This window comes from Cryptosporangium arvum DSM 44712 (assembly GCF_000585375.1).
Taxonomy (GTDB): domain Bacteria; phylum Actinomycetota; class Actinomycetes; order Mycobacteriales; family Cryptosporangiaceae; genus Cryptosporangium; species Cryptosporangium arvum.
Genome location: NZ_KK073874.1, coordinates 8,000,482 through 8,025,852, shown reverse-complemented (window position 1 = coordinate 8,025,852; position 25,371 = coordinate 8,000,482). Strand labels below are relative to the sequence as shown.

Here is a 25,371-nt window from a genome sequence, read left to right as displayed (position 1 = left end):
AGGTCGAACGTGCGGAGCCGTGCAGGTGCGGCGGGTTCGCGTGGGGGATCGGACCCAGTTTGTGCCCCTGATTGAGCCGTTCTCCGATTGGGCGGCCCTTCGACGGGGAACTCATACTTTCTGGTCGAACATCTGAACGCGGGCAGACGTCTATGCGAATGTACGTCCGCGAGATCGGGACCCAGGCGTAGGAGACGCTCGCGGTCCAAGTAGGTGGCGCGTCGCACCTAGTCGACGCAGCCCTACCCGGCCCAGGCCCAGGAGGATTCGGGGTGCAAGCGAGACCATGGCGGCGGCGTGCCGACCGCCCCCGTCCGGCTGGCCGTCGGTGGAGTCGAGGACTTCGCCGCGGCGGCACATTCGCTCGACGCGTGCTCGTGAGGCGGCGCGGCGGGCTCGACCCGGGCGCTCCGCCCGGCGTCGGCGTGCAGCCGGTCGGTCCGTACACCACGTTCACGTGGCCCGAGGGGCAAGCCCCGAGAGCCGGTGACGTCGTGCGCGGCGCCCCCACTCGTCGGCGTGCCATCGAAGCGGCGCCCAGCCCCGCGGAGATCCTCGCCGAGGAGGCGCCGCAGGACGTGCCACTGCTCACTGGTGAGCGAACCCTGTCGCGGCGCTGCCAGTTCGCGCTCGTGCAGTCGTGCACGCTCGCGAGCCTCCTGCTGGGCATGGTCGCGATCTTCGCGGTCCTGCACGGTGAGGTGCGGATCGCCGCGGCGGTGCTGCTCGGCTGCGTGCTGTTCGACGGCGCGGACGGGGCACTGGCGCGTGCGTTCGGCGTCTCGACGCCGTTCGGCGCTCAGATGGACTCGCTTGCCGACATGTGCTCGTTCGGCATCGCGACACCGGTCGTGGTGTTCGCGTGGCTCGTCGGGCCGAGCCCGACCGTGGTGGCCGGCGCCGCCTGCGTGCTGGTCGCGATCTGCGCCGCGATCCGGCTGGCCCGGTTCAACGTGTCGCCGAAGAACGGCCGGTTCTTCTCCGGGGTGCCGACGACGATCGCGGCGGCCATCGCGGTGATCGCCGTGCTGCTGCAACCCGACGCCGGGCGCTGGGCGGCTCCGCTGTTCGTGGCCGCGCTGGCCATCGCGATGGTGAGCTCGTTCCCGTACCTGAAGATCGGTGCGCTCAAGCGGGTGCCGAAGTGGCTCCTCCCGGTGGGCGCGGTGGCTGTCGCGCTCGACCCCGTCACCACGCTGGGCCTGCTGATCGGCGCCTACCTCCTGTCCGGCCCGCTCCTGTGGGCCCGCCAGAAGCGCGGCATCACCGCGGTCTGATCGACCCGGACGAAGAAGGGCCGCCCCTCCGGAGGGGCGGCCCTTCTCGGTGTGCGGAACCTAGTCGGCCAGCCAGTGGGCCAGGACGGTCTCGCCGCCGACCACGCGCTCGCCCGGCGAGACCAGAGGCTCGGCGGCGGTGGCCGGGAGGTAGATGTCGGTGCGCGAACCGAACCGGATCAGGCCGTAGCGCTCACCCTTCGCGAGCAGCGCCCCGACCTTCGCACGGTTCACGATCCGCCGGGCGATGAGCCCGGACCGCTGCGCCACCACGACCCGCCCGTGCACGGTCTCCAGCACGGTGTAGCAGGCCACGTTGTGCTCCGCGGCCGCGGTCATCGCGTTCGCGTACCCGCCCTCCTCACGCAGCACCGACACGACCCGCCCTGCCACCGGCGACCGGTTCACGTGCACGTCGAGCACCGACAGGAAGACCGAGATACGCAGCCACTCCTCCGACCCGAACCGGTGATCGGTGAGCCGCTCCACCGCGAGCACCTTGCCGTCGGCGGAGGACACCACCGCCCGCGGGTCGTCGGGCACGATCCGCCGCGGGTCGCGGAAGAACGCGGCCACCGGCACGGCCAGCGCCGCCGGCACCAGCCAGGCCTTCGACCGCGGCCGGACGACCTTCGTCAGCAGCGCGACCCCGGCCACCAGCCCGCCGAACGCGACGCCGTTCGAGTCGATCCCCATCCGCTTCGTGACCGCCACGTGGCTGGGCACCACGGCCGGGTCGAGTCGGGCCGCGAGGTGCGGCGTCGCCGGCGCGAACCGCAGCTGGTGCACCCGCAGCGGCGGGAACGAGCGGAACACCCGGTCGGTGCGGACGGCGTAGTCGTCGACGACGCCGGTCAGCGGGTCGCCGCCGGTCGCGTCGGTGGCGACCGCGAGGACACCGTCGGTGGCCAGCAGCGGGCGGATCCGGTCCACGACCGTCGGGTGCAGCACGGGACGCGCGACGACCGCCACGTCGACCGGGCCGGGCAGCTCCGACACGTCGGTCGGCAGGTCCTTACGGACGGACACCCGCCCGGCGAGCGTCGCCGCGGCGGCGAGCAGCTCGTCGGCCGGCCCCTCGGCCACGACGATCGCGTGATCGCCCGGCATCAGCACCGCGAGCACCCGGTCGACCACGGCGTCCCCGGCGCCCGCGCCGATCACCAGCACGGTCTTCGGGCCCGGGTGCCGGGCGACCTCACTGACCAGGACCTTCGCGGCCGCGGGCCCGACAGGCCGATCGGACAACGCGAGCGGGCCCGCGTCGGGCTGGGAAATCACGTGGTCTGCCATACCTCACCCTGGGTTTCGGCGCTGAATCGTCCGAACCTCAACCGCCGGACGCGCCCCCAGCATATTGCTGGAGGCGCGTCCGGTTCGTCGTGCGCTCAGTGGTCGGTGCACCGCCGGTCCGCTGTGGACGTCGAAGCGGTGTCGACCCGGACCACCACCGCGAGGGCGGCCAGACCGATCACGCCGGCGACCAGGAGCCACGTCACGACGTCGCCCCGCCGTCCCGGTCGGCGGGCAGCTGCTTCGTGTCGCCGTCCCGAACCGCCCGCTCCGCCACCGGCAGTTGCGTGTCGGTGTCCGCGTCCTTGGCCGGGATGCCCACGGTGGGCGCCTCGGCGTCCGTCGGCCGGTCGTCACGCGGGGACGGAGCGCCCGGGGTGACGACCGGGTCGTCGAAGGTCGGGACGGTGGCCGGAGCGGCGGTGTCCGCACCCGGGCCGCTCACCGGGCGGTCGGCGACCGCGGTGGGGGCGGAGATCGCGGTGGGGGAGGAGACCGGCGCCGGGTCGTCGAAGCCGGCCTCGCGGTACGCGGCGGCGATGGCGTCCGCGTCGAGCACGCCGTCCACCCGGGGCAGCGACACCGACGCCAGGAACGGGTCGTTGTACGGGTCGACGTCCAGCGCCGGCTGGGGCGCCGGCGGAACGGTGAGCGGAGCCTCCGCCTGACGCTGCGGACGGAGCGCGCTCATCAGCCCGACCAGGCCGATGATCAGCAGCGTGCCGGCGCCGATCCAGGCTGCCGGGACGTGCAGCGGATCACGACTGATCATCGCGACCCCCCACCACGCCACCGCCGCGCTGAACAGCAGGGCGAAGACCAGCGAGACGCTGTCGACGGGGTGCCTCTTCATCGCGTGACCTCCAGGTCACCGGCGCCGTGGTGGACGACGAGCGTCAGATCGCTGCTGTCCGCGCCGTTCTCGCCGTTGTCGGTGACGGAATCGGAAACTCCCATGCCGCCCTGCTGATTCTCCAGGATCTTGGCGTCGCCGGCACCGAGGTCGTAGGTGACCGTGACGTCCACGTCCTCGGGCAGCTGGATGGTGGTGTCGCCGAAGCCGGACTCCACCTCGATCGTGCGGGTGACGCCGGTGAAGTCGACGTTGCGCAGGTCGAGGTCGAGGTCGCCCGCTCCGAGCTGGTAGGACGGCCGCACATCGGCGAGCGTGGTCGGGACGTAGTTGACGTTGCGCGCGCCGTGGTCGGGGCCGCCGTCGACGTTCTCGGCGATCGAACCGGCGCCGAGCGCCACCGCCAGGATCAGGCCGATCGGGATCAGCCAGCGGGCCCGGCCCACCCAGACGCCGACGAACAGCCCGAGTGCGACGATGCCCAGCGCCAGGGCCACGAACCCGGTGAACGGGATGTGGACGCCGCTCGCGTTGATGATCAGCAGCACGACGATCGCGAGGCAGGCGATCGAGAAGGTGAGCCGGCCGAGCACCGACCGCTCCTTCTTCCGCTTACCGGGGTAGCCGACCGGCGGATACGGGGGCGGGGGCGGCACGACACCCGGACCGGAGACCGGTGCGTACGGTCCGTAGGGAGCGAACGGCTGGGTGTAGGGCTGACCCGGCGAGCCGTAGGGGCCGGTGTTGTACGGGCCGGACCCGAACTGGTTCGGGGCGTAGGGCGCGCCGGCGTACGGAGTCCCGGTGGACGGTGCGCCGTACGGCGCCGCAGCGTGCGGGGTTCCGGCGTGCGGGGTCCCGGGCTGGGGTGCGGCGGCGTGCGGAGCCGCGGGGTACGGGGTTTCTCCGCCGGTCGGCGCGGCCGGGTCGGGAGCGACCGGCGCGGTGAGCGGGGTTTCGGCCGTCGGCACCGAGGCGGGGACCGCGGCAGCCGGGTGGCCGGGGGCGTGGAAGGCGTCGGTCACCGGTGCGTCCGGGGCCGTCGGAGTGAGGCCCGAGTTCGGCGTGCCGGGGTTCGGCGTGCCACCGGAGTTCGGCGTGCCACCGTGCGGCGGCGTGCCGCCCGGGGTCGGCGTGCTGCCGGGGGTCGGCGTGTTGCCGGGGGTCCAGGGGCCGGCCGGAGGCGTGAAGCCGAGCGTGCCGTCGGGCACGGGACCGGTCGGGCCGGCCGGTGCGGCGGGGTGACCACCGTGCCCACCGGCGCGCCGGAGCAGCATCATTCCTCCGATCAGGCACGCGGCCAGCAGCGCGGTCGAAGCGAACCCGTTGCTGAGCGAGCCGATCAGGAGCAGCGCGGCGAGCACGATCAGGCCGACCGTGACCGCAGGCGAGGTGTCGGAACGGCCGCGTCCGAGCAGCGACTCGAGCGGCGAGGCCGGCTCCTCGTCGACCGGGAGCGCGATCCACGCGACCAGGTAGAGCAGCGCGCCGATGCCGCCGAAGAAGACCAGCACGGTGAGGATCACGCGGAACAGGATCGGGTCGACACCGGTGGTGCGGCCCAGCCCGGCGCAGACGCCGGCGACGAGCTTGCCCTGGCGGGTACGGGTGAGCGTCCGGCCGCGGTTCCAGCTCCAGCCGTTACCGCCCCCGGCGTTCCACGCGCCACCCCCGAACGGCGGCATCCCCCCGTGCGGCGGCACACCCCCGTGCGGCGGCATCGGCCCCGGCGGCGTGCCTCCCGGCGGCACCGGCCCGCTCTGCGGCGGGGTGCCCGCGTCTGGAGACGGGCCGCTCTGCGGCGGGGCATCCGTGCTCGCGGGCTCGCTGGTGGGGGGCGCGGCGCTGCTCGGGGGAGCGGGCTGGGCGGGGGCACCGGAAGACGGAGACGCGTCCGGGGGCGGAGGAACGTCCGACGCGGCGTCGAGGTTCGGCGTCGGGTCGGTCGGCCCGGCGGACGGCGTCGGGCCGCCCGATGCGGAGTCCGACGCCGCGGCCGAGCCGCTGGGCGAGGTGGAGCCGGAATCCGGCGTTGGCTCCCGGCGGGGGTCGAGGCTGTCCATGTCACCGATACTCCTGGCCGAAGAGCCCCCGAACCATCGGGCACGACCCTGATCGGACCCTGATCTGCCTCGGGGCCGTATCTCCGGGGCTCACCCCGTGGCCTCCCGCCGCTGTGCGTGTGACGATCGGAGTCGCCGACGAACACCGGGAGGAACGATCACTACGCCAGCCCACCGCGGGCCCGGCGCCGGTCCCGCCACCGCCCCTCCCGCGCCCACCCCGCCCGCACCCGCTCCCACCTGGGCCGCGCCCTTCGGGCCCGCTCCCACCTGGGCGGATCCCATGGCGGCGGCCTCCGCGATGCCGGCGTCCACCCCGACCGCCCCGAACCCGACCGCCCCGAACCCGTTCGCTCCGAACCCGTTCGCGTCGAGCCTGCTCCCTCCGGGGACACCCACCGGCCTGCCCGACGCGGTGCCCTACGCCGAGGCGCAGCAGCTGACCGCTCAGTTCCTCAGCGCTCAGCAGGCCCGCGCGGAAGCCGACCGCATCGCCGCCAAGCACGCCGACGCCCATCGGGAATCCGTCGCACGCATCGCCGCTCAGCACGCGGCCTCCCACGGCGCCGCCGCCGAGCGTGCCGCCGAGGCCGTGCGCCGGGCCGCCGCGCGCACCGTGCAGCCCCCGGCCGCCGACCCGGTGAACTCCGGCCTCTCGACCCCGTCCGGCATCCCGATCCGCCGCCTCTACCGCCGCACCGACGACCGGGTTCTGGGCGGCGTCGCGTCGGGTATCGCCGAGCACATCGGCGCGCGGCCGATCGTCGTCCGGCTGGTGTTCTTGGCGTTGTTGGCCTTCGGCGGCCTCGGCGCCGTGCTCTACGCGGTCTTCTGGGCCGTGCTCAGCCTCGACCCGGCCGCCGAGCAGCGCGGCAGCCACCGCGACACCGGGCAGCTGGTCGCGTTCCTGGTGTTCGGCCTCGGCATCATCGTGGTGCTGCTGGGTCTGCGTCAGAGCACGCAGCTGGTACTCGTCTGGTGCCTCGGCGTGGTGGCGGTCGGTGCGGCGCTGGTCTGGCGTCGAGCCGATCCGGTGCAGCGCAAACGCTGGACCGCCGCGACGCCGCAGGTGCCGTGGCTCGGCCCGGTGCTCTCCGGCGGCCGGGGCATGACCGCGGTGCGGCTGCTCGGTGGCGCCCTGCTCGTGATGGTCGGGCTGGTCGGCTTCCTGGTGTTCTCCGGTGAGTGGGAGTCGGTCCGCGACGGTCTGCTCTTCGGCAGCGTGCTGCTGGCCGGCGTCGCGCTGGTGATCGCGCCCTGGCTGGCGCAGATCGCGATCGAGCTGCGGGCCGAGCGCAGCGAGCGGATCCGGTCGCAGGAGCGGGCCGAGATCGCGGCGATGGTGCACGACCAGGTGCTGCACACGCTGGCGCTGATCCAGCGTCGCGCGAACGACTCGCGGGAGGTCGCCCGGCTGGCCCGCGGCCAGGAGCGCTCGCTGCGCAACTGGCTGTACAAGCCGACCGCGTCGGCGACCGAGCGGATCGGCGCCGCGCTGGAGGAGGCCGCGGCCGAGGTCGAGGACGCGTTCGCGGTGAGCGTCGACGCGGTGGTGGTGGGCGACTGCGACCTGGATCCGGCGTTGACCGCGCTCGTCCAGGCCTCGCGGGAGGCTCTCGTCAACGCGGGCAAGCACGCCGGGGTAGCGTCCGTGTCGCTGTACGCCGAGATCGAACCCGAGCAGGTGAGCGTGTTCATCCGCGATCGGGGCAAGGGGTTCGACCCCTCGCGCGTGGACGACGACCGGCACGGTGTGCGCGGCTCGATCCTCGGTCGGATGGAGCGGCACGGCGGGAAGGCCGAGATCCGGAGCAGCCCCGGGAGCGGTACCGAAGTCCGGCTGACGATGAAGCGTACGAACGGTGAGTAACGATGACTGACGGACCGATCCGAGTGGTGCTCGTCGACGACCACGGCATGTTCCGAGCCGGCGTGCGCGCGGAGCTCGGCGGCAGCGTCGAGGTGGTGGGCGAGGCCAGCACGGTGCCGCAGGCGGTGTCGGTGATCACCGCGCTCACGCCCGACGTCGTGCTGCTCGACGTCCACATGCCCGACGGGGGCGGGCGCGCCGTGCTGGAGGCGATCCGGCCGGCGCTGCCGCAGGTGAAGTTCCTGGCGTTGAGCGTGTCCGACGCCGCCGAGGACGTGATCGGGCTGATCCGCGCCGGCGCGCGGGGTTACGTGACCAAGACGATCGCGGCGGACGAGCTCGCCGACGCGGTGCGGCGGGTCGCCGAGGGCGACGCGGTGTTCTCGCCCCGCCTGGCCGGGTTCGTGCTCGACGCGTTCACGCAGCGCCCCGAGACCGTGGTTCGCGACCCCGAACTCGACCTGCTCACGAACCGCGAGCGCGAGGTGCTGCGTTTACTGGCGCGGGGCTACGCGTACAAGGAGATCGCCTCGGAGCTGTTCATCTCCGTGAAGACGGTCGAGACGCACGTGTCGAGCGTCCTGCGCAAACTCCAGATGTCCAACCGCTACGAGCTGAGCCGCTGGGCCGTGGACCGGCGTCTCATCTGAGGGGGCGGCCCGCTGAGAACGACGCTGCCGAGCGGGCGGCAGGACTTGAGTATCACTTATACGCGGCGTCCTGCCGCCCGATCGGCAGCGTCGCCCTCAGCGGGCTCCAGGTTCAAACCAAACAGCAGGGCCGCGAGCCCGCTTTTGGTTACTCACCTTCGGCTAGCAGGCCGTACAGCTTGCGGCGGGCTTCGGTGAGGATTTCGATCGCCTTGGCGCGCTGCTCCTCGGTGCCCACCTGGGCCACCTGACCAGCGGCCTGCAGGACCGGGCCGATCGCGGCGTGCAGATCCTGCACGCTCTGGTCGACGCCTTCCGACGCCTGCGTCCAGGGCGCGGGACCCTCGGCGAGCGCTTCGGCTTCGGCCCGGCCGCGCTCGGTGAGCGAGACCAGCTTCTTGCCGTTGGCCTCCTCGATCGTGACGAGACCCTCGTCCTCCATGAGCTGGAGTGCCGGGTAGAGCGAGCCGGGGCTCGGCCGCCAGACGCCGTTACTGCGCTCGGCGATCTCGCCGATCATCTCGTAGCCGTGCATCGGGCGCTCACGGAGCAGCGCGAGAACGGCGGCGCGGACATTGCCCCGCCGGGTGCGGCGCCCGCCGCGGCCGTGCGGGCCGCCGAACGGGCCGAAGCCGGGCGGGCCAGGGGGAAACGGCGGCTGACCGCCGAAGCCGGGGAAGAAGCCCTGCCGGCCACGGCCTCGGCCGCGGTGTTCGTGGTGTTCATGAGGGGTGCGGTACATGAGTGCCTCCTGAGTGCGTGTTCTTACCGATGCACTAACGATATATCGGAAGAACATCTCGATGCAACCCCCGCCGAGACCTTTCAGTTAGCAGAGCTCCGTCGAACGGCCAATGGTGAGCTAGCGCATCGGATCGGACGCCCGGTCAGGGGCGCCAAGGTGCCGTTTGGGCGCATACCATCGGTACAACTCGACTTCCTGTCTCGGCGACCGACTGGGGGTGGGTGCCCGCTATGTCGACGCGTGCGCTCCAACGAATGTCCGACCTGTGTCCGGGTCATGTCTTCCCTGGACGGGCCGAGGCATGAGCGCCGAGGCCACCCCGTTCGGAACCCAGCCGCTCGGAAACCGCACCTCAGAAACTGTGGATTCCGGCGGAGCGGTAACGGGGGGGCCGGCAGCACGCAGAACGCTCCGCGGGTTGCTCCGTGCCGGTTCAGCGAACACCGCACGTAATCGCGTCGAAGACCCGCTCCACACCCTGCTCACGCTGCACCGGCAGGTGCACCCGCGCGCCGAGGTCGAGGTCGTCCGGCGGGCCTACACGATCGCCGAGCGCGCCCACCGCGGTCAGATGCGCAAGAGCGGCGAGCCGTACATCACCCACCCGCTCGCGGTCACCGAGATCTGCGCCGAGCTGGGCATGGACACCACCGCGCTGGTCGCCGCGATCCTGCACGACACGGTGGAGGACACCCAGTACACGCTCGACCAGTTGCGTGCCGACTTCGGCGACGAGGTCGCGCTGCTCGTCGACGGGCTGACCAAGCTCGACAAGGTCCGCTTCGGCAAGGAGCTGGCCGAGGCCGAGACCAACCGCAAGATGATCATCACGGCCGGGCGTGACCCGCGGGTGCTCGTCATCAAGCTCGCCGACCGCGTCCACAACATGCGCACGCTCGGTTTCAAGTCCGGTCCCTCGCAGCAGCGCATCGCGCGGGCCACGAGCGAGGTGCTGATCCCGCTGGCCGGCCGGCTCGGGATCCACAAGATCAAGCGTGAGCTCGAGGACCTGGTCTTCCGCATCCTCCAGCCGGACGCGTACGCCGAGGTCGAGCGGCGCGTCGAGACGCGGATGGTCGAGCGCAAGGCCTACCTCGACGGCCTGGTCCGCGAGGCCATGGCCGAGTTGCGGACCGGCAAGATCAAAGCCACGGTCACCTGGCGCGAGCGGCACCTCAAGTCGGTCTGGAAGCAGATCAACAAGACGCCGAACGCCCCCGACGACTTCATCGGCGCGGACCGGCTCGTCATCGTGATCGACGGCGACCCCACCGAGTGCTACGCGGCCCTCGGCGCGATCCATGGGCGATGGCACCCGATGCCGGGCCGCTTCAAGGACCACATCGGCGTCCCGAAGTTCAACATGTACCAGTCGCTGCACACCACGGTCATCGCGCCCGACGGCCGCTGCGACGTGCTGATCCGCACCGAGGGCATGAACCGCGTCGCCGAGTACGGCATCGCCGCGCTGCACCGCTTCGGCCGCGACCGGGCCGGGGACGCCGCCGTCGAGCTCGAGTGGCTGCAGCGGGTGCTCGACTGGCAGGGGGACGCCGCCGAGCCGGGCGAGTTCATGGACTCGCTCCGCTCCGGCCTCTCCGACCACGAGGTCCTGGTCTTCACGCCGAACGGCCGCGCGATAAGCCTCCCGGAGAACGCGACGCCCGTCGACTTCGCCTACGCGGTGTCCACGCACCTCGGCGACCGGTGCATCGGCTCCAAGGTCAACGGCCAGCTCGTACCGCTGGCGCGGCCCCTCTCCGACGGCGACGTGGTGGAAGTCCTCACGTCGCCGTCCGAGTACTCGGGGCCGAGCGAGGAGTGGCTGCAGTTCACCAAGAGCCCGCAGGCGCAGATCCAGATCCGCCGCTGGTTCGCCGAGGACGTCTCGGACGTGTCGGTCGAGACCGGCCGCCGGGACATCGCCGCGGCGCTGGCGGCCGAGGGCCGGGTACTGGCCCACGACCGCCCGCTGTCGATGCTGGCCCGCGTGCTGGACCTGCCCGACCACGACTCGCTCTGCGCGGCGGTCGCGGACGGCCGCCTGGACCCGAACGACGTGGCGAAGCGCCTGATCCTGATCGTCGACGGCCCGGGCGAGGAGTAGGGCCCACCGCGAGTAGAGCTCAGCGCACGGTCAGCCGTCGCGTGACCACGTCGGTGGGGCTCCCGTCGTCGGCGGACTCGCGGTACACGGTGAGCGTGTAGGTACCGGCCTGCGGCGCCTCGACCGTGAACTGGAACGGCTGCTTCTCGGTGGCGCCGGCCGACGCGAACCCGCTCACGGCTTCCACCCCGGCCCCGTCGCTGAGCTTCCAGAGCAACGTGCCCTCGAACGCCACCCCGGACCCACGCACGACGAAGCTCCGGCCGACGGCGGCGTCCTGCGTCGGCGCGGTCAGCGTGATCGCCGCGTCGAGCGCGGCGCTCGCGATCGGGCTCGCCGCCGCGGTGGCCGCGGCCGTCGAACTGCTCGATTCCGACGCCGCGGGCGTGGCCGCCGCATCGTCGGAGCGTTCCCCGGAACCGCCTCCGCACGCGCTGACGACGCCGAGAACGCCGGTGGCGATCAGGCCGGCCGCCGTCGTGCGAATGCGCCAAGTGTCGTGTCGCCGCATGTGTTCCCCCCGCTTCCGGTCCACATGCTCTAGCCTGCCGGGCGCGAGGTCGAGCACCGACGCCCAGTTTTGACCGAATAGTACGGAGACGCTGGTGGCCGTTCCGTATCGCCTTCTGATGGACGGCGAAGAAGTCGTCGTCCATCGGCACCCGCACGTGCGGGTGCTCGTCCGCCCGGCGATCGTCACGGTCGTCGTGGTGGCACTGGCCGGATTGGCGATCGCCGTCGTTCCGCAGGCCGACACCCGGTGGGGGATCGCGGCCGCGGCGCTGGTGATCGTCGCCGCGGCGGTGTCGCGTCCGCTGCTGCACTGGCTGACGACGACGCTCACCGTCACCGACCGGCGGCTGCTGCTGCGCTCCGGGGTCTTCGCCCGGCACGGGCGCGACGTCCCGCTCAGCCGGATCGAGGAGGTCTCGTTCGAGCACACGCTGCTCGAGCGGGCCCTGCGCTGCGGCACTCTCTACGTGGAGCTGGCGGCCGACCGGGGCGTCGTCGTGGTGCAGAACGTGCCGCGCGTCGAGAGCGTGCAGGCGGCGATCTACGAGCTGATCCAGGAGTTCGACGACGAGCGCGAGGACGAGCTCGAAGAGGAGTTCGAGGAGCTCTAGCTCTCGACGCGGACCCGCTCGCGCTCGGTGCGCTGCCCGGGCACCTCCACCGCGACGGTCTCCGGCTCGAGTTCCTTGCCGAACACCCACCGTTTGTACGACCAGAACCGGAACACGGTCGCGACGCCGACCGCGAACAGCCGCACGACGTTGAGCGCGAGCTGGTCGTGCAGGTCGAACCCGTACTTCGCGACGCCCATGATGAGCGCGGTGATCGCGAGCCCGACGCCGTTGAGCAGGAAGAACAGCAGGTACTCGCGGCGCAGCCCGGACCGCTCGTGCTTGCGGAAGGTCCAGTAGCGGTTCGCGAAGTACGCCAGCGTCGTCGCCACGGTGGTGGCCACGATCTGGGCCTTCACCGGCCCGATCGAGAACAGCGCGTTGAAGATCGCGGTGTCGACGACGAAGTTCACCGCGCCGATGACGCCGAACGACGCCAGCTGACGGATGAGCTTCTCCCGACCGGCGCGGAGCTTCGCCAACAAAGTCACGAGGGCCACGATAGAGACTCGGTGCACGCAACCATGCGGCATTGGTCAGATATGAACAACTGTCACTCCAGTTGTACTAACGGGCGGCCGGTGTTTCTTCGGGCTCGTACAGCGTGTCCTCCGGATGCAGGAACACCCACCGTCGGTAGGCCCAGAACCGGAACATCGTCGCGACGCCGATCGCGAACAACTTCACGACGTTCAGCGCGGCGACGCTGTCGATGTGGAACACGTATGACGCGACGCCCAGGATGCCCGCTGTGATCAACAGCCCAATCGCGTTGAACCCGAAGAACAACAGGTACTCACGGCGGAGCCCGGAGCGGGCCCGGTGCCGGAACGTCCAGTGACGGTTCATGAAGTACGACGACGTGGCCGACACCAGGGTGGAGATCACCTGGGCCTTGATCGGGCCGATGAACAGCAGCGCGTTCCAGACCGCGAAGTCGAGCACCGTGTTGACGACGCCGATGATGCCGAACTTCGTCAGCTCTTTGATCAGGGCGTGCCATCGCTCGCGCAGCCGCCGGACGAAGCTCACCGATCGAGAATACGACCCGCGGTCACGTCGGGGTCGGGGTGACCGGGGGCCGGGGGATCGTCGCTGGCCAGATAGCCTCATGGCCATGCACCCCCGTACCGGACTCCCGGTGGTCGGCATGGTGGGCGCCGGCCAGCTAGCCCGGATGACCCACCAGGCCGCGATCGCGCTCGGCCAGTCGTTGCGCATCCTCGCCGTCAGCCCCGACGACGGCGCCGCACTCGTCGCGGCCGACGTCCTGATCGGCGATCACACCGACCTCGCCGCGCTGCGCAAGCTGGCCGCCGGCTCCGAGGTGGTGACGTTCGACCACGAGCACGTGCCGCCGGAGCACCTGCGTGCGCTGGTGGCCGAGGGCGTCACCGTGTACCCGGGTCCGGACGCGCTGATCCACGCGCAGGACAAAGCGGTCATGCGCGCGAAGCTCGCGTCGCTCGGCGCCCCGATGCCGCGCTGGGCCCCGGTCACCTCGGTCGAGGACGTGGCCCGGTTCGGCGGCGCAACCGTGGTGGTCAAAGCCGCCCGGGGCGGGTACGACGGCCGGGGCGTCTGGATGGTGAGCGACCCGTCGCAGGTGCAGGAACTGCTCGACGCCGGTACGCCGCTGATCGTCGAGGAGCGCGTGCCGCTGGTGCGCGAGCTGGCGGCGGTCGTCGCCCGTTCGCCGTTCGGCCAGGTCGCCGCGTGGCCGGTCGTCGAGACCGTGCAGCGCGACGGCATCAACGTCGAGGTGATCGCGCCGGCACCGGGCCTCTCCGAGGAGAAGGCGATCGAGGCCCAGGAGCTCGCGATCCGGCTCGCGTCGGAGCTCGGCGTCGTCGGCGTGCTGGCGGTGGAGCTGTTCGAGACCGCGGACGGCATCCTGGTCAACGAACTCGCGATGCGCCCGCACAACTCCGCGCACTGGACGATCGAGGGCTCGCGCACGTCGCAGTTCGAGCAGCACCTGCGTGCCGTGCTCGACTACCCGCTCGGCGCGACCGGCCTCACCGCGCCGTACGTCGTGATGGCCAACCTGCTGGGCGGCGACGTGACGCCCCCGAGCCCCGGCACGTACCCCCGCTCCGAGGAGCACCACCGGCCGCCGCACGAGATGACGCTCGACGAGCGCATCCACCACATGATGGCGGCCGAGCCGGGCGTCAAGGTGCATCTGTACGGCAAGGAACTGCGCCCCGGGCGCAAGGTCGGGCACGTCACCGCGCTCGGCGACGATCTGGACGACGTCCGCCGCCGGGCCCGGCGCGCGGTGCACTGGCTGCGCGAGGGGAAGCAAGAATGACCGTTGGCTTGATCATGGGCAGCGACTCCGACTGGCCGACGATGAAGGCCGCCGCCGAAGCCCTGACCGAGTTCGGCGTCGACCACGAGGTGCGTGTCGTGTCCGCGCACCGCACTCCGCGCGCGATGCTCGACTACGCCGAGTCAGCCGCGGACCGCGGGCTGAAGGTCATCGTCGCCGGCGCCGGGGGAGCGGCTCACCTGCCCGGCATGGTCGCGTCGATGACGCCGCTGCCGGTGATCGGCGTCCCGGTGCCGCTGAAGTACCTCGACGGCATGGACTCGCTGCTCTCGATCGTGCAGATGCCCGCAGGCGTCCCGGTGGCCACCGTGAGCATCGGCGGCGCCCGGAACGCCGGCCTGCTGGCCGTGCGCATCCTGGCCGCCACCGACGAGACGCTCCGCGCCCGGATGGCCACGTTCCAGGACGATCTGCGCGCCCTGGTGGCCACCAAGGACGAAGCGCTGCAGAAAGAGCTCAGCTAGGGCCGTACGCCGGCCACTCGATCTTCGGGCAGCGGTCCATCACGACCGTGAGCCCGGCGCCGAGGGCCCGCTGGGCGGCGTCCTCGTCCACGACGTCGAGCGGCGTCCAGACCCCCGTGGCGCCGGTGGAAATCGCCTCGTCGACGTGCGGCCCGACGAACTGCGAGCGCCGGTACACCGCCACCACGTCGACGCCGTCCGGAACCGACGTGTGGCCCTCCTCGCCGAGGACGGTCTCGGCCCGGGGGTTCACCGGCACGACCTTCACACCGTTGCGCTGCAGGAACGCGGCCATCTGGTACACGGTGCGGTGCGGGGTGTCGGTGAGCCCCACGAACGCCCACGTCTTCGCGGCGAGCAACGTGCGGATGTCGTCAGCCGAGCTGTGCATGCCCCAAACGTACGTCAGGGCCCGGGCAGCTGCCCGGGCCCTGACGGCGAAACCCGCTCAGGCGTTGCGGCCCATCCCGCGGTACTCCCAGCCCGCCGCGCGCCACACCGCGGGGTCGAGGCAGTTACGGCCGTCGACCACACGCTTGTGCGCGACCAGGTTGCCCAGCGCCACCGGGTCGGCGTGCCGGAACTCTTCCCACTCGGTCAGCACGACGACCGCGTCGGCGTCGCGGATCGCGTCCACCGCCGAGGTCGCGTACGCCACCGACGGCAGCGCGCGCCTGGCGTTGTCGATGCCCTGCGGGTCGTAGACGGTGACCTGGGCGCCCGCTTCGGCCAGCAGCCGCGTGACCGCGACGGCCGGCGAGTCACGCACGTCGTCGGAGTTGGGCTTGAACGTGGCCCCGAGCACGCCGACCCGAGCCCCGGCCACGGATCCGCCGACCAGCTCGGCGGTGAGCGAGACCGCCTTCTCGCGGCGGCGGTTGTTGATCTGGTCGACCTCGTTGAGGAACTTCAGCGCGTGCCCGACGCCGAGCTCGTCGGCGCGGGCCTGGAACGCGCGGATGTCCTTGGGCAGGCAGCCGCCGCCGAAGCCGACACCGGCCCGGAGGAACTTGTTGCCGATCCGGACGTCGTAGCCGATCGCCTTGGCGAGCTGGGTCACGTCGGCGCCGGCGACCTCGGACACCTCGGCCATCGCGTTGATGAACGAGATCTTCGTGGCCAGGTAGGAGTTCGCCGCGACCTTCACCAGCTCCGCGGTGGGGAAGTCGGTGACGACGGTGGGAACCTCACGGTCCTCGGCGACGCCGAGCTCGTACACACCCTTGTAGGTGGCCTCGAGCATCTGCTGCGCCCACTCGCTCTTCACGCCGAACACGAGGCGGTCGGGGCGCAGGGTGTCCTCGACGGCGAAGCCCTCGCGGAGGAACTCGGGGTTCCAGGCGACCTCGACCCCGAGGCCCTCGGGCGAGTGCTGCTCGACGAGCTCCTCGACCCACTCGGCCGTGCCCACCGGCACCGTCGACTTGCCGACGACGAGCGCCTTGCGGGTCAGGTGCGGCGCGAGCGAGACCACGGCCGACTCGACGTAACGCATGTCGGCGGCCATGCTGCCCGCCTTCTGCGGGGTGCCGACGCAGACGAAGTGGACGTCACCGAAATCGGCGGCCTCGGCGTACGAGGTGGTGAACCGCAGCCGGCCGGTGGCCAGGTTGCGGCGCAACATCTCGTCCAGGCCGGGCTCGTGGAACGGAACCTGCCCGTCCGCGAGTTTGGTGATCTTCGACTCATCGACGTCGACGCCGAGTACTTCGTAGCCGAGTTCGGCCATCGAGACGGCATGGGTGGCCCCGAGATAGCCCGTGCCGAGAATGGTCAGACGAGGTCGTTGGGGGATCGATTCCGACACGCGTGCTTCCTCCTGTGGCAAGACCCACCGGGTCAGCTCTACTGGGCCGGGCGGGGTGCAGGGGCCGTCCGGGTCGATTCAACCGTTCGAGGGTAGATGATGCCCGCGATCCTGCATGCGGAACCACACGCCTCACCCGGTGGTCTCAGAACGACTTAATGGGCGTTAATGGTCGCGTTACGGGATGAAGAGAAGTTGACCGTGGCCACTTCTTTCGGTATCTACCGGCCGACTGGCTCCGACTCGGGGTGGAGGCGACCCCCTCGGTACGTGACCGAGATCACTCGTGTTCCGGCGTTCGTCTATTTTGGTCACCGTGCCCGAGCTGGAGCGTGACCACGAGCTGGAACTCGCTGACGGTGTCCGGATCTCCTCGTCGGGCGTCAGCGCGGTCGTCGGGGCGGTCCGCCGTCCCGGAACGGTACGGAGCGTGCTGGCCGACGACCTGTCCGGGGCCGCGGCCCCGCTCGCGCCGCTGCTCGCCGCGGCCGGGATGCGTGTGGTGCTCGGCGTGCCGCTCGACGACCTCGCCGTCTCGGCCCGCGGTTTCACCGGCGAGGCGCCGTACGTCGAGGTGACGGTGCCCGCGCCCGGCCCCGACGAGGGCCAGGTGGTGCTGGAGGTCGACGACGTCGGCCTGGTGCGGTGGCACGTGGACGTCGAGGCGGTCACCACCGCGGCCGCGATCGCCGACGGTACGGGCGCCCCGCGCCGCGGTGCCGCCCCGGTCCGTGCCGGGCTCGGGCAGGTGTTCCGGGTCCCGGTGCAGCAGGACGACCGCCGGGCGCTCGTCGGCTTCGGGCTCCGGAAGGTGCTGCACCTGATCCGGTTCCCGATCGAGTCGGCCGCGGCCGCCGCCGGTCAGGTGGTCGTCGGCTGGTGGGAGAACCGCCACCGTCCCCACTCGCTCAACCTGCTCACGCCGGAGACGCTGGCCGACGTGCCGCCGCCCGACGGCGTGGCCACGGCCCGTCTCGCCGAGCTGGCCGACAAGCCCTTTCTGCTGCTCGTGCACGGAACGTTCAGCACGATACGCAGCGGTTTCGCCGGGCTCGCCCGGCCCGGAGAAGGCCCTGGCCTGGCCGAACTCGTCGCCCGCTACGAGGGGCGCGTGCTCGGCTTCGACCACCAGACGCTGCACGTCGACCCGTCGGCGAACGCACGCTGGTTCCTCGAACGATTACCGCGTGACCGGCCGGTCACGCTCGACGTGCTCACGCACTCCCGGGGTGGCCTGGTCGGCCGCCGGATCGCCGACCCGGGGTCGGCCGGAGCGGCGGGGGTGCCGGCCCCGCACGTCCGCCGGCTGATCCACGTCGGAACGCCGAACGACGGCACGGTGCTGGCGTCGCCGAAGCGGTGGACGACGCTGCTCGACGTCTTCACGAACCTGCTGTCGCTGCTCCCCGAGGAGCTGTCGACGGCGACCGTCGAGAGCGTGATCGAGCTGGTCAAACAGATCGCGACCGGCGTCTTCACCGGGCTGGCCGGCCTGACCGCGATGGATCCGGGCAACCCGGCGGTCGCGGACGCCAACCGGCGCGCGATCGGCGGCGCGGTGCGTGGCGCCGGCTGGGTGCGCGCGGTGACGTCGGACTTCACCCCCGCGGACGGCGACCTGCGCCTGAAAGCGCTGAACGCGATCGTCGACCCGTTCTTCGGAGCCGGGAACGACCTCGTCGTGCCGACGCGGGGCGTCTACGAGGCCGGGGAGTACCGGATCGCCGACCCGTTCGTGGTCCCGGCACCGAGCACCGTCGCGCACACGGCGTTCTTCGCCGACGCCCGGGTGCGGGCGACGATCGGCGAGTGGCTGCCGGGCGCGGTCACGGATTGATCCGGCGGGTCTCCTGCGGGTCGTCGGGCCGGTCCGGCTCGTCGTCCGGGCGGGAGCGGCCGTAGACCGTCGGCGAGTAGCTGGTGGGGCCGGGCGGCGGTTCCGGCGCGGAGTAGTTCGCGGGGTAGTTCGGCGCCTGGTGGGCGTCGTGGGCCGGGAACTGCGATCCGTAGGTGGACGGCGGGTACTGCGCGCCCGCGGAGCCCGGGTACGGCGACGCCGACGGGAACTGGGCCGAGCCGGGGCTCTGGGCGGGCCGGTCGTTGTTGTAGTCGGAGTAGTACGGCGTGGCCGGCGGCGGGTTGTCGGCGTTGGCCGGGCTGCCGGGCGGGGAGCCGACGAGCGTCGGGGAGTTCCCGGGCTCGTACGGGCCGGGGCTCGGCGGGCCCGAGCCGTAGGGGCTGGGTTCGTACGGCTTGGGTTCGTAGGGATTGGGCTCGTACGGATTGGGCCCGCCCGGGCCGGAGCCGTAGGTTCCCGGGGCGCCCGAAGTGGGGTTGTAAGCGGTGGGAGCGCCCGAGCCGGGGGCGGTGCCGCCGGGCCCGCCGGGCCCTTGCGGCCCTCCGGGGCCGTACGGGCCGGCGGCCGGTGCCGCGGCCGGTTCCGCTCCGCGTTGCTTGCGCCACCGCGCCGGAACGACGAGCGGCACGAGCAGCAGGAAACCGGCCAGCCACAGGTAGCCGGTGGGGATCGGCGACACCAGCGTCTGCTGGTCCGCCGTGCTCAGCACGTCTTTGCCGAGGTCGTACACCGGTGAACCGGACGACAGGCCGAGCGCGGAGACCGCCAGGAACCCGGCCCCCGCGATCACCGGCCCCACCGGCGAGATCCGGGGCACGAGCAGTACGCCGAGCGCGATGGCCGCCACCAGGAGCAGCCCGATACCCAGATATTTGTCGGTATCCGACGAGCCGGATAAGGCGAGCACCGACCGGGCCAGACGATTCGTGCCGAACGCGATCGCCACCCACACCACCGGGGCGAGAACGAGCGCGAGCACCAGACTGCCGAAGTGCCGCATAAGATCTCCCCGGGCCGACGTGGGTCAGGTGACAATCTTCCCGCCCCACGAAACCTCAGTCGAGCAACTGGGTGAGATGAGGGAAACGTCCGGCTACCGCGCCCGAGCGCAACCACTCCTCCCACTGCGGGTTGCGCCGCAGCTCCGCCACCGCCGCCCGCGCGCCCTCCAGGTCGCCCCGCCGGGCGGCCTCCAGCGCGGCGTGCATCGCCTTCGTGCTGTCGGGGGCCAGATCGGCCAGCGCGGCGCTGTCACCACCCTCGTAGCCCCGCTGGAGCGACAGCAGCTGCCGGAGCTGGGCGAGTGGATCCCGGGCGTGGTCGACCCGCAGATCCACCGCCACGCCGTCCCACGGCTCGGCCAACCGCTTGCCGCCGACGACGAGCAGCGACGCCGACTGGCGTCCGCGCAGATCCCCGCCGGCCGCCTCGCCGGCCTCCAGCGTGACGAGCAGCCGCTCGGCCAGCGGCAGCGGATTGCGCAGGTAAGCGTCGACCATCGCGTCCAGGACGTCGGGCGAGCGGAGCAGGTTCCCCTGGACGCTCCAGCCGTCGCCGTAGCGGTCGCCGCTGGCGGCGAGGCATTCCTCGCCGGTGTGCACTGCGACCGACCCGTCGGCGGCGAGGATCGCGACCTGGCGCCCGGCGGCCCCGGCGTCGCGGGAGAGCAGTGTGGGAAGCACCCGGCCGACCGGCACCCCGGCCTCCAGGCCGGCCAGCGCGTGCGGGCCGTACCCCCGGCGGGGCTGCGACTGGGTGACCACCACCCCGACACCGGCTTTGCCCCACGGCACGGCCCGGCCTACGGCGAGCACGCACGACGCCACCCCGACGCCCAGTTCTCCCGTGACCGGATCTCGTCCGACAACGGAAAAGGTCACGCGGTCAGCGTACGGCCCCGGTCAGCGCCCCCCGGCGCGGATCTTGCCCAGGATCCAGACGGCCTCGACGCCGTCACGCCAGGTGATCTTCTTGCCTTCGGCCCGGCCGCGGGCCCGGTAGTTGACCGGCACCTCGTACGGCCGGATCCCGCGGCGGAGCAGCTTGGCGGCGATCTCGGCTTCCATGCCGAAACCCGGTTCGCGGACGTCCAGGTCGCGGTAGAGCTCGAGCGGCATCAGCTTGAAGCCGGTCTCGAGGTCGGTGAGGTAGCAGTTGAACAGCACGTTGCAGGCGGTGGTGACGCCCCGGTTACCGAGGACGTACCAGTACGAGTAGGACGCGTGCGAGCCGAACGTGCGGGTGCCGAACACCACCTGGGCGTCGCCGTCGAGCACCGGTTGGACCAGCTTCGGGATGTCCTCGGGGGCGTACTCCAGGTCGGCGTCGCACACCACGACGTAGTCGCCGGTGGCCAGCGCGGCCGCGGTGCGCACGGCGGCGCCCTTCCCGCGGTTGAGCGGGTGCGACCCGACGATCATCCGGCTGTCGCCGATACCGGCGAGTGCCGCGGCGGTGCGGTCGCGGCTACCGTCGTCGACCACCACGAGCTCGACCGCACACGGATAGTCGACGTCGAGGACCCGCTTGATCGCGCTCGCAACCGTGCGTTCCTCGTTGAAGACGGGCATCAGGACCGACAGCTTCACGCGCTGAGTCTAGGGATTGCCGTCCACCTCAGGAGAGGTCCATGAGGGCACCGGTGCAATCGGGTGCAGTGTTACGGAAGGCTTCCATTGCCGCTTTGATTCTGATAGACACGTTATGTCCATATCTGGACGCACGGAAGGGGGTGGCATGGCACAGTCGTTGGTCGCAACGTGGTCGGTGGCTGAGTCGCCAGTGCCACTGGCTACGCGGCACCGACGTGCCGTGATGCCGGGCTCCGCCGATGTTCCCGGTAACCCGGGGCGTTGTGCGGGCGAGACCTCCAGCTGGAACGTCCGGTCCCGCCCGTCGTGCACGACGGAGCACGACGCCGGCTCGAGGAGGCGCCGTCAACGATCCGGAACGATCCGGGTCTCCGACGGCGGCTTATTAGCCGGTTTTGCCGAAGAGGCTGATCGCGGCACGCGGTAGACGATTCGGCGACACGGTCGAAGAGGTACTGCTCTCCACTCGATCCTCCCCAGGGGGTGGAGCCCCGTACTTCTTCCAGGAGATACCGGCCCCGGCCCGCTCACGAGCGGGCCGGGGTTCTTCCGTTCACGCGAGCCGCGCGGTGACCCGCTCCGTCCCGGCCACGTGGTCCACCCGGGCCGGGTCCGGGTGACGCAGCAACACCACCCCGCCGCCCACCACGAGCGGTGCCAGCAGCCAGTCGACCACCGACGGCTGCACCTTCTCGTCGGTCTCGACGAGCAACCGCCCGCCGGACCCCAGCCCTAGTTCGGCGGCGCGGGTCCGGGCGTCGTGCAGACCGGGACCCGTGGAGCCCACAGGGGCGTACGGCGTGAAGCGGTCGCCCTGGACGCGCACCTCGGTGGCGTAGTCGACCACGCCGGGCGGCACCTCGCGCAGCGGCATGGCCATCGGTGCCAGCGAGAGCGCCCAGATCTCTTCGACGCCGAAATCGGCTCCCAGCGCCACCGCTTCCGCGGCCCGGTCCGCCGCCGTGAAAACCACCCGCGGCTCGACGTCGGCCGAGAGGGCCGCCCCCGGTACGGGGGAGTACCCGACCGCGACCCCGGCCCGCCAGCACCCGAGCAGGACCACGGCGGTCTGCCAGTGCGCCGGCAGCAGCACCGCGGCCGTCGCCCCGGGCTCGACGCCGGTCTCCTGCAGCAGGTTCGCGGTCTTGGACACCCAGTTGTCGACGGTGGCGACGGAGAGCTCCACGCGCTCGCCGGTGCGGTCGTCGTACTGCGTGATCAGCGGACGCCCGGGGTCGGCTGCCAGCGCGCTCCGCAGCGCCGCGTCCGGTGACTCCATGGGTGCTCCTCGCCTCGTCGGTTGCCGAATCGTTGCACGCCCGGTGGGGACCGGGTGCACGGCCGCAACCCTTCTCAACCCGCAACCGACCGCGCCGACGGCTCATTCGTGGACGCCGATCCACGCCCGAAGCCCACACCGAAACGACGCGGGGGACCTGCTTCCATGGCTCGAAACACGACAGCGCGCCGCTGGGCACTCGCCCTGCCGGCCACGGTCGTCGCGGCAGTCGCCGGCGGCATCGCGCTCGCTCCGGCCGCCGCCCTGCCAGTGGCGGCCTCCGCCGCGACCGACGCCGTGATCGCCCCGGCCCCGAACGCCCCGGCCGCGAACGCCGCCGCTCCGACCGCGGCCGGCGACACGGCCGCCGCGAACGCCCCCGCCGCCGTTCAGACGGCCGCTGCCGTTCAGACGGCCGCCGCCGTCGCGGCCGGCACCACGGTCAAGGGCGCGGCGACGCCGGCCAAGGTCTCGGTGCGCACGGTCGCGCTCGGCAGCACCTCCCGCCCCGCCGGTTCCACCTCGGTGAGCACCGCCCAGCCGGCCGGTGTCCCGCTCGCCTTCGCCGCGGCCGCCGCCGCCGAGCCGGGCAGCACCCCGCGCGTCCTGCGCACGATCGCCTCCGGCACCCCGTTCTCGGCCGTCGGCGTCACCTGGCAGCGTGACCCGTCGCTGGGCCGGGTGAGCGTCGCCGTCCGCACCCGCACCGAGGCGTCCGCGCCCTGGTCGGCCTGGACCACCGCCGCCAACGGCGAGAACGACGACCGCAACGGCACCAACGCGATCCCGCTCGACGTCCGGGAGGGCCCCGGCCTGATCTGGACCGGCGACGCGGTGAGCGCCGAGGTCGTCGTCACCACGGTCGCCGGCCGCCAGCCCGTGGACGTCAAGGTCGACCTGATCGACCCGGGCGCGGACGTGCCCGCCGCCGGCGTGCCCGCCGACGTCGTCACCGACGGCGACGAGGTCGCCCAGTCCGACCCGCTCGTGCCCGCCGCCACCGCCCAGCCCACGCCCACCAGCTACGGCAACGGCGTCGTGAAGATCTACAGCCGGGCCGCCTGGGGCGCGAACGCCACCTACATGAAGTGGACGCCGGCCTACGCGCCGAAGGTCAACGCGATCGTCGTGCACCACACCGCGACCGCGAACAACTACACGGTCGAGCAGGTCCCGGCGATCATCCGCTCGATCTACTACTACATGGCCGTCACCGAGAAGTACGGCGACGTCGGCTACAACGTGCTCATCGACCGCTTCGGTCGGGTCTGGGAGGGACGCTACGGCGGTCTCACCCGCGCGGTCGTCGGCGCGCACGCCGGTGGCTTCAACTCCGGCACCAGCGGCATCGGCATCATCGGCGACCACACCAAGGTCGCGGTGAGCGCCGCCGCCAAGGAGGCCGTCGCCCGCTACTCGGCGTTCAAGCTCGGCACCGCGAAGGTCAGCCCGATCGGCACCACGAAGCTCACCGGTGGCCCGTCGACCAAGTTCAAGACCAAGACCACGCTCAACCTGCCGACGATCTACCCGCACCAGAGCACCAGCGCGACCACCTGCCCCGGCAAGTACGGCCTGGACGTCATGAGCTGGGTCCGTACCCGCTCGAAGGCCCTGGTCGCCGCGTACAAGCTCGGCTCGGCCACGCCGGCGCCGGTCGTCAACAAGCCCACCACCAATCCCACCACCAAGCCCACCACCAAGCCCACGCCCGCCAAGCCCACGCCCGCCAAGCCGACGACGCCCGCCAAGCCGACCACCCCGGCCACGCCCGCCAAGCCGGTCAGCCCGACCGCGAACCCCACCCCGGCCGCCACCACCGCGACCACGAACGGCGCGACCGTGTCCGAAGCCGGCGTCACCGTCTACGGCGCCGGCTTCGGCCACGGCCGTGGCCTGAGCCAGTACGGCGCCAAGGGCGCGGCCAACCAGGGCCTCGACGCCGCCAAGATCGTCGACTTCTACTACCCGGGCACGGTCGTGGCCACGAAGGGCAACCCGGCGCTGCGTGTCCGGCTGTCCGCGATCGACGCGGGCAGCTTCACGTTCGCCCCGGTCGCCGGCCTCGTCGCCACCGGTGCGGACAAGCGGAGCGTCGCGCTGGCCACCCAGGCCTGGAACGTCGCCCGCAGCGGCACCGGCTACGTCGTCAGCGCCGGGAGCGCGTCCTTCACGCTCGTCGCCCCGGTGACGTTCAGCGGGCCGAAGACCCTCAAGCTCACCTACGGCAAGGCCAAGGGCGACTGCCGCGGCGGCACGACGCTGACCTTCGACGGCACGCTCACCGCCCTGGTCTCCGACAACGCGTCCCGCTTCGTCGCGACGATGCCGATGGACACCTACCTCCGTGGCGTGGTGGCGTCCGAGATGCCCTCCAGCTGGCCCGCCGCCGCCCTCCAGGCCCAGACCCTGGCCGCGCGCACCTACGCGACCGCGAAGATCACCGCGAGCCGCTACTACGACGTGATCGACACTCAGGCCAACCAGTGCTGGGACGGTGCTCTCTCGGAGACCGCGGCCACCAACGCCGCGATCGCCGCGACCGCAGGCAAGGTGCTCACGGTCGGCGGCAAGGTCATCAGCGCCGAGTTCTCGTCCGACAGCGGCGGCTACACCGCTTCCGGCGGCGTCAGCTACCTGCCGGCGAAGGCCGACCCGTACACGCTGGCCGCCGGTTCGTCCGCGACCAACTGGACGAAGGTCGTCACCCCGGCCCAGCTGGCCACCGCGGCCGGTCTGACCAAGGTCACCGCGGTCGCGGTCACCAAGCGCACCGGCCTCGGCCTCTGGGGCGGTCGGGCCGAGACCGTGACGCTCACCGGCACGCTGTCCACCGGTAAGGCCACGACCGTGTCGCTCACCGGCGACGCGTTCCGGATCAAGCTCGGCCTGCGGAGTACCTATCTCGGCTTCGCCAAGTAACCGATACGGTGACCGTCGGGGGGCTTTCCGGCCCGGACAGGCGGTGCCGACCGTGCGGTGACGGATGCCTCCGCGGCGTACGCTCATACGCGCGGGAGGCCGAGTCCTCACCCGCAGCACGACGACGACAGGT

22 protein-coding genes are annotated in these 25,371 nt (G+C 72.0%); 9 read left to right on the top strand and 13 right to left on the bottom strand.

What is annotated here, in order from left to right; translation table 11 throughout:
* Positions 1–371 precede the first annotated feature (371 nt).
* Entirely contained in the window at positions 372–1,277 is a 906-nt protein-coding gene (locus CRYAR_RS36575) for a CDP-alcohol phosphatidyltransferase family protein (RefSeq protein ID WP_035857762.1), read from the top strand.
* Between the two features lie 60 nt (positions 1,278–1,337).
* Here CRYAR_RS36575 and CRYAR_RS36570 read toward each other — a convergent pair whose 3' ends face one another.
* The 3 genes from CRYAR_RS36570 to CRYAR_RS44115 all read right to left on the bottom strand — a co-directional run bounded on the left by CRYAR_RS36570 (position 1,338) and on the right by CRYAR_RS44115 (position 5,486).
* Complete coding sequence (locus CRYAR_RS36570; RefSeq protein ID WP_051571414.1) at positions 1,338–2,570, bottom strand: phosphatidylserine decarboxylase; 1,233 nt, start codon at positions 2,568–2,570, stop codon at positions 1,338–1,340.
* A 202-nt stretch (positions 2,571–2,772) separates the two neighbouring features.
* Positions 2,773–3,423, bottom strand: a complete 651-nt coding sequence (locus CRYAR_RS47775) for a hypothetical protein (RefSeq protein ID WP_051571413.1) — start codon at positions 3,421–3,423, stop codon at positions 2,773–2,775.
* Positions 3,420–5,486 carry a PspC domain-containing protein gene (locus CRYAR_RS44115; protein WP_157018331.1) on the bottom strand — a complete coding sequence of 689 codons (2,067 nt, stop codon included), beginning with the start codon at positions 5,484–5,486 and terminating at the stop codon, positions 3,420–3,422. Before CRYAR_RS44115 ends, CRYAR_RS47775 begins: the two co-directional genes overlap by 4 nt.
* A gap of 640 nt (positions 5,487–6,126) precedes the next feature.
* Between CRYAR_RS44115 and CRYAR_RS36550 the strand changes: the two genes are divergently transcribed.
* Entirely contained in the window at positions 6,127–7,356 is a 1,230-nt protein-coding gene (locus CRYAR_RS36550; RefSeq protein ID WP_051572357.1) for an ATP-binding protein, read from the top strand.
* Positions 7,357–7,358: 2 nt separating this feature from the next.
* Positions 7,359–8,006, top strand: a complete 648-nt coding sequence (locus CRYAR_RS36545; protein ID WP_035857760.1) for a response regulator — start codon at positions 7,359–7,361, stop codon at positions 8,004–8,006.
* A gap of 148 nt (positions 8,007–8,154) precedes the next feature.
* Here the strand turns inward: CRYAR_RS36545 and CRYAR_RS36540 are convergent, their stop codons facing one another.
* The gene (locus CRYAR_RS36540; protein ID WP_035857759.1) at positions 8,155–8,748 is read right to left on the bottom strand and encodes a PadR family transcriptional regulator; all 594 of its coding nucleotides are present in this window, start codon (positions 8,746–8,748) and stop codon (positions 8,155–8,157) included.
* 304 nt (positions 8,749–9,052) lie between these two features.
* Here CRYAR_RS36540 and CRYAR_RS36535 point away from each other — a divergent pair, with 304 nt between their 5' ends.
* Positions 9,053–10,858, top strand: a complete 1,806-nt coding sequence (locus CRYAR_RS36535; protein ID WP_051571411.1) for a RelA/SpoT family protein — start codon at positions 9,053–9,055, stop codon at positions 10,856–10,858.
* A gap of 19 nt (positions 10,859–10,877) precedes the next feature.
* On the opposite strand, the gene CRYAR_RS36530 is transcribed toward CRYAR_RS36535, so the two are convergent.
* Positions 10,878–11,369, bottom strand: coding sequence for a Gmad2 immunoglobulin-like domain-containing protein (locus CRYAR_RS36530; RefSeq protein ID WP_035857757.1), 492 nt, complete (start codon positions 11,367–11,369; stop codon positions 10,878–10,880).
* Positions 11,370–11,463: 94 nt separating this feature from the next.
* Between CRYAR_RS36530 and CRYAR_RS36525 the strand changes: the two genes are divergently transcribed.
* Entirely contained in the window at positions 11,464–11,982 is a 519-nt protein-coding gene (locus tag CRYAR_RS36525; RefSeq protein WP_035857756.1) for a PH domain-containing protein, read from the top strand.
* On the opposite strand, the gene CRYAR_RS36520 is transcribed toward CRYAR_RS36525, so the two are convergent.
* Together CRYAR_RS36520 and CRYAR_RS36515 are read right to left on the bottom strand one after the other, a co-directional pair.
* On the bottom strand, positions 11,979–12,473 hold the full coding sequence (locus tag CRYAR_RS36520; protein WP_063725978.1) for a GtrA family protein: 495 nt from the start codon (positions 12,471–12,473) through the stop codon (positions 11,979–11,981). The two genes, CRYAR_RS36525 and CRYAR_RS36520, sit on opposite strands and share 4 nt — an antisense overlap.
* 76 nt (positions 12,474–12,549) lie before the next feature.
* The gene (locus CRYAR_RS36515; RefSeq protein WP_051571409.1) at positions 12,550–13,014 is read right to left on the bottom strand and encodes a GtrA family protein; all 465 of its coding nucleotides are present in this window, start codon (positions 13,012–13,014) and stop codon (positions 12,550–12,552) included.
* Between the two features lie 85 nt (positions 13,015–13,099).
* Here CRYAR_RS36515 and CRYAR_RS36510 point away from each other — a divergent pair, with 85 nt between their 5' ends.
* Together CRYAR_RS36510 and purE are read left to right on the top strand one after the other, a co-directional pair.
* Entirely contained in the window at positions 13,100–14,296 is a 1,197-nt protein-coding gene (locus CRYAR_RS36510; protein WP_035869245.1) for a 5-(carboxyamino)imidazole ribonucleotide synthase, read from the top strand.
* Positions 14,293–14,781 carry a 5-(carboxyamino)imidazole ribonucleotide mutase gene (gene purE, locus CRYAR_RS36505; protein WP_084701426.1) on the top strand — a complete coding sequence of 163 codons (489 nt, stop codon included), beginning with the start codon at positions 14,293–14,295 and terminating at the stop codon, positions 14,779–14,781. The genes CRYAR_RS36510 and purE overlap by 4 nt, the downstream gene beginning before the upstream one ends.
* Here the strand turns inward: purE and CRYAR_RS36500 are convergent.
* Together CRYAR_RS36500 and CRYAR_RS36495 are read right to left on the bottom strand one after the other, a co-directional pair.
* The gene (locus tag CRYAR_RS36500; protein WP_035857753.1) at positions 14,774–15,172 is read right to left on the bottom strand and encodes a CoA-binding protein; all 399 of its coding nucleotides are present in this window, start codon (positions 15,170–15,172) and stop codon (positions 14,774–14,776) included. The genes purE and CRYAR_RS36500 overlap by 8 nt on opposite strands.
* A 57-nt stretch (positions 15,173–15,229) precedes the next feature.
* A complete protein-coding gene (locus CRYAR_RS36495; RefSeq protein ID WP_245620582.1) occupies positions 15,230–16,588 on the bottom strand; it encodes a UDP-glucose dehydrogenase family protein in 1,359 nt (452 codons plus the stop codon).
* 316 nt (positions 16,589–16,904) lie between these two features.
* Between CRYAR_RS36495 and CRYAR_RS36490 the strand changes: the two genes are divergently transcribed.
* Positions 16,905–18,425 carry a DUF7379 domain-containing protein gene (locus tag CRYAR_RS36490; RefSeq protein WP_157018325.1) on the top strand — a complete coding sequence of 507 codons (1,521 nt, stop codon included), beginning with the start codon at positions 16,905–16,907 and terminating at the stop codon, positions 18,423–18,425.
* On the opposite strand, the gene CRYAR_RS44110 is transcribed toward CRYAR_RS36490, so the two are convergent.
* From CRYAR_RS44110 to CRYAR_RS36470, 4 genes are all read right to left on the bottom strand, one after another.
* The gene (locus CRYAR_RS44110) at positions 18,415–19,446 is read right to left on the bottom strand and encodes a hypothetical protein (RefSeq protein ID WP_051571407.1); all 1,032 of its coding nucleotides are present in this window, start codon (positions 19,444–19,446) and stop codon (positions 18,415–18,417) included. The genes CRYAR_RS36490 and CRYAR_RS44110 overlap by 11 nt on opposite strands.
* Before the next feature lie 55 nt (positions 19,447–19,501).
* The gene (locus CRYAR_RS36480; protein WP_035857751.1) at positions 19,502–20,326 is read right to left on the bottom strand and encodes a DUF1028 domain-containing protein; all 825 of its coding nucleotides are present in this window, start codon (positions 20,324–20,326) and stop codon (positions 19,502–19,504) included.
* A gap of 21 nt (positions 20,327–20,347) precedes the next feature.
* Positions 20,348–21,034 carry a glycosyltransferase family 2 protein gene (locus CRYAR_RS36475; RefSeq protein ID WP_035857750.1) on the bottom strand — a complete coding sequence of 229 codons (687 nt, stop codon included), beginning with the start codon at positions 21,032–21,034 and terminating at the stop codon, positions 20,348–20,350.
* Between the two features lie 556 nt (positions 21,035–21,590).
* Positions 21,591–22,316, bottom strand: a complete 726-nt coding sequence (locus CRYAR_RS36470) for a TIGR03089 family protein (RefSeq protein ID WP_035857749.1) — start codon at positions 22,314–22,316, stop codon at positions 21,591–21,593.
* Between the two features lie 165 nt (positions 22,317–22,481).
* Here CRYAR_RS36470 and CRYAR_RS44105 point away from each other — a divergent pair, with 165 nt between their 5' ends.
* A complete protein-coding gene (locus tag CRYAR_RS44105; protein WP_051571406.1) occupies positions 22,482–25,238 on the top strand; it encodes a SpoIID/LytB domain-containing protein in 2,757 nt (918 codons plus the stop codon).
* Positions 25,239–25,371: the final 133 nt, after the last annotated feature.

What these genes read in the sequence shown, in the direction of transcription:
- CRYAR_RS44105 (WP_051571406.1), top strand. Translation starts at nt 22,482, where the DNA reads ATGGCTCGAAACACGACAGCGCGCCGCTGGGCACTCGCCCTGCCGGCC.
- CRYAR_RS44115 (WP_157018331.1), bottom strand. Translation starts at nt 5,486, where the DNA reads ATGGACAGCCTCGACCCCCGCCGGGAGCCAACGCCGGATTCCGGCTCC.
- CRYAR_RS36545 (WP_035857760.1), top strand. Translation starts at nt 7,359, where the DNA reads ATGACTGACGGACCGATCCGAGTGGTGCTCGTCGACGACCACGGCATG.
- CRYAR_RS36570 (WP_051571414.1), bottom strand. Translation starts at nt 2,570, where the DNA reads ATGGCAGACCACGTGATTTCCCAGCCCGACGCGGGCCCGCTCGCGTTG.
- CRYAR_RS36500 (WP_035857753.1), bottom strand. Translation starts at nt 15,172, where the DNA reads ATGCACAGCTCGGCTGACGACATCCGCACGTTGCTCGCCGCGAAGACG.
- purE (WP_084701426.1), top strand. Translation starts at nt 14,293, where the DNA reads ATGACCGTTGGCTTGATCATGGGCAGCGACTCCGACTGGCCGACGATG.
- CRYAR_RS36470 (WP_035857749.1), bottom strand. Translation starts at nt 22,316, where the DNA reads ATGGAGTCACCGGACGCGGCGCTGCGGAGCGCGCTGGCAGCCGACCCC.
- CRYAR_RS44110 (WP_051571407.1), bottom strand. Translation starts at nt 19,446, where the DNA reads ATGCGGCACTTCGGCAGTCTGGTGCTCGCGCTCGTTCTCGCCCCGGTG.
- CRYAR_RS36530 (WP_035857757.1), bottom strand. Translation starts at nt 11,369, where the DNA reads ATGCGGCGACACGACACTTGGCGCATTCGCACGACGGCGGCCGGCCTG.
- CRYAR_RS36510 (WP_035869245.1), top strand. Translation starts at nt 13,100, where the DNA reads ATGCACCCCCGTACCGGACTCCCGGTGGTCGGCATGGTGGGCGCCGGC.
- CRYAR_RS36540 (WP_035857759.1), bottom strand. Translation starts at nt 8,748, where the DNA reads ATGTACCGCACCCCTCATGAACACCACGAACACCGCGGCCGAGGCCGT.
- CRYAR_RS36535 (WP_051571411.1), top strand. Translation starts at nt 9,053, where the DNA reads ATGAGCGCCGAGGCCACCCCGTTCGGAACCCAGCCGCTCGGAAACCGC.
- CRYAR_RS47775 (WP_051571413.1), bottom strand. Translation starts at nt 3,423, where the DNA reads ATGAAGAGGCACCCCGTCGACAGCGTCTCGCTGGTCTTCGCCCTGCTG.